Origin of the sequence: Dietzia sp. DQ12-76, from assembly GCF_014145045.1 — a bacterium.
Taxonomy (GTDB): Bacteria; Actinomycetota; Actinomycetes; order Mycobacteriales; family Mycobacteriaceae; genus Dietzia.
In genome coordinates, this window is the sequence record NZ_JAALDV010000459.1 from 1 (window position 1) to 2,173 (window position 2,173).

Here is a 2,173-nt window from a genome sequence, read left to right on the forward strand (position 1 = left end):
GGCCTCGGAGAGGTCGGCGCCGGCGCAGAAGGTGCCGCCGGCGTGACCGAGGACCACCACGCGGGCGTCGTGGTCGGTGGCCGCCCGGTCCAGCGCGGCGTGCAGCTGCCCGACCAGCGCGGTGGAGATGGCGTTGCGGTTGTGCTGCGAGTCCAGGGTCACACGGGCCGCACCGCCCGAGACCTCGTACCGCACCAGCTCCTGCTCACCCTGCGCGGTCATGTCAGTAGCTCCTCGGCAGCCCGAGCGAGTGCTGGGCAACGTAGTTGAGGATCATCTCCCGACTCACCGGCGCGATGCGCGGCAGGCGTGACGCGGCGAGCATCCCGGCGAGGCCGTACTCCACCGACAGGCCGTTGCCGCCGAGGGTCTGGATGGCCTGGTCGACGGTCCGGGCGGAGACCTCGCCGGAGGCGTACTTGGCCATGTTGGCGGCCTCGCCCGCGAGGTCGTCCAGGCCGGCGTCCACGAGCGCGGCGGCCTTGCGCATCATGAGACGCGCCAGCTCCAGCTCGATCTTGCACTGCGCGAGTGGGTGCGCGATCCCCTGATGGGCGCCGATCGGGGTCTTCCACACGGAGCGCTCGTTCGCGTACGTCGTGGCCTTGTCCATCGCGTAGCGCGCGGACCCGATCGCCATGCCGGACGCCATGATGCGCTCGGGGTTGAGGCCCGCGAAGAGCATGAGCAGCGCCGTGTCGCCGTCGCCGATGAGCGCGTCGGCGGGCAACCGGACGTCGTCGAAGTACAGCTGGAACTGCCGCTCGGGCGTGCGCACCTCGGTGGGGATGTGGGTGCGCTCGAGGCCCGGTGCGTCGGTGGGCACCATGAACAGCGCCGGCTGGAGCTTGCCGCTGGTCGCGCCCTCGAGACGGGCCACCACGAGGATCGCGTCGGCCTGGTCGACCCCCGAGATGTAGGTCTTCTGCCCGCTGAGCAGGAAGTCCGCGCCGTCCCGGCGGGCCGTGGTGGTGATGGCGTGGGAGTTGGACCCGGCGTCCGGCTCGGTGATGGCGAACGAGGTGATGATCTCGCCCGAGGCCAGGCCCGGGAGCCAGCGCTTCTTCTGCTCCTCGGTACCGAAGCGCGAGATGATCGTGCCGTTGATGGCGGGCGAGACCACCATCATGAGCAGCCCGGCGCCCGCGGCGGAGAGTTCCTCCTCGACCATCGCGAGCTCGGTCATGCCGGCCCCACCGCCGCCGTACTCCTCGGGCAGGTTCACCCCCAGCAGCCCGAGCTTGCCCGCCTCGGTCCACAGCTCGTCGGTGGTCTCACCGGCGTCGGACTTTTCGCGCATGTACTCCATGCCGTATCGCGAGCCCAGGTCGAAGGCCACCTTGCGGAGCTGCGTCTGCTCCTCGGTGTCGACGACGGGGTTGGGGATCTGTGAGATGTCGGTCATCGTGGTCACTCCTGGGTGGTGGGGTCGGTGCTGCCGGACTCGGTGACGACGGCGAGGGTGGTGCCGGTCTCGACCTGCGTGCCCACCTCGACGGGGAGCTCGCTGACGACGCCGTCCACCGCCGCGGAGATGGTGTGTTCCATCTTCATGGCCTCCATCCACAACAGCGGTTGGCCGGCGGTGACGGTGTCGCCCACGGAGACGGCGACCCGGATGACCGCGCCCGGCATGGGGGCGAGCAACGACCCGGCGGCGACCTCCGCGCCGGGATCGGTGTAGCGGGGCGGTTCGACGAGTGAGACCGGCCCGAGGGGCGAGTCCACCTCCACGACGGTGTCCGAGCCGGCCACCTCGTACCGGTGTACGCAGAAGGTGTGGCGCACCCCCCTGATCTCGAGGTCCACCGCGGCGGGACGGACCCGGCCGACGTCGACGATCTCCGCGAGATCGCCATCCGGGTGGGCGCCGGAACGGTCGCGGAGATAGGCCACCTCGAGGTCCTTCTCGCCGTGGCGCAGCGTCCGCTTCTGCAGGGTGCGGCCGACGTTGCGGAATCCGGCCCGGGCCAGGGGCACGGGGCCGGCGGCGTGGTCGGCGGTCCCGGACACCAGCGCGGCGGCGAGGGCCGAGATCCGCACGGCCTCGTCGTCGGCGAGCGGGGCGGCGAGCGCGGCGGACCCGTGGTCGTCGAGGAACGCGGTGGACAGGTTGCCGGCGATGAACTCGGGATGGCGCAGGACCCGGACGAGCTGGGCCCGGTTGGTGGTA

General features: G+C 71.4%; 3 protein-coding genes. All 3 read right to left on the reverse strand.

Annotation, left to right across the window (positions count from 1 at the left end; translation table 11 throughout):
• Nucleotides 1-222: enoyl-CoA hydratase-related protein (locus G6019_RS14675; protein WP_182627890.1), on the reverse strand; the 222-nt coding region annotated here is incomplete at its 3' end.
• Nucleotide 223: 1 nt separating this feature from the next.
• Nucleotides 224-1,405 carry an acyl-CoA dehydrogenase family protein gene (locus G6019_RS14680; RefSeq protein ID WP_107757068.1) on the reverse strand — a complete coding sequence of 394 codons (1,182 nt, stop codon included), beginning with the start codon at nt 1,403-1,405 and terminating at the stop codon, nt 224-226.
• Between the two features lie 5 nt (nt 1,406-1,410).
• Nucleotides 1,411-2,173, reverse strand: a 763-nt coding sequence (locus G6019_RS14685) for a biotin/lipoyl-containing protein (protein WP_304506212.1), incomplete at its 5' end; no start/stop codon positions are given.

What these genes read in the sequence shown, in the direction of transcription:
- G6019_RS14680 (WP_107757068.1), bottom strand. Translation starts at nt 1,405, where the DNA reads ATGACCGACATCTCACAGATCCCCAACCCCGTCGTCGACACCGAGGAG.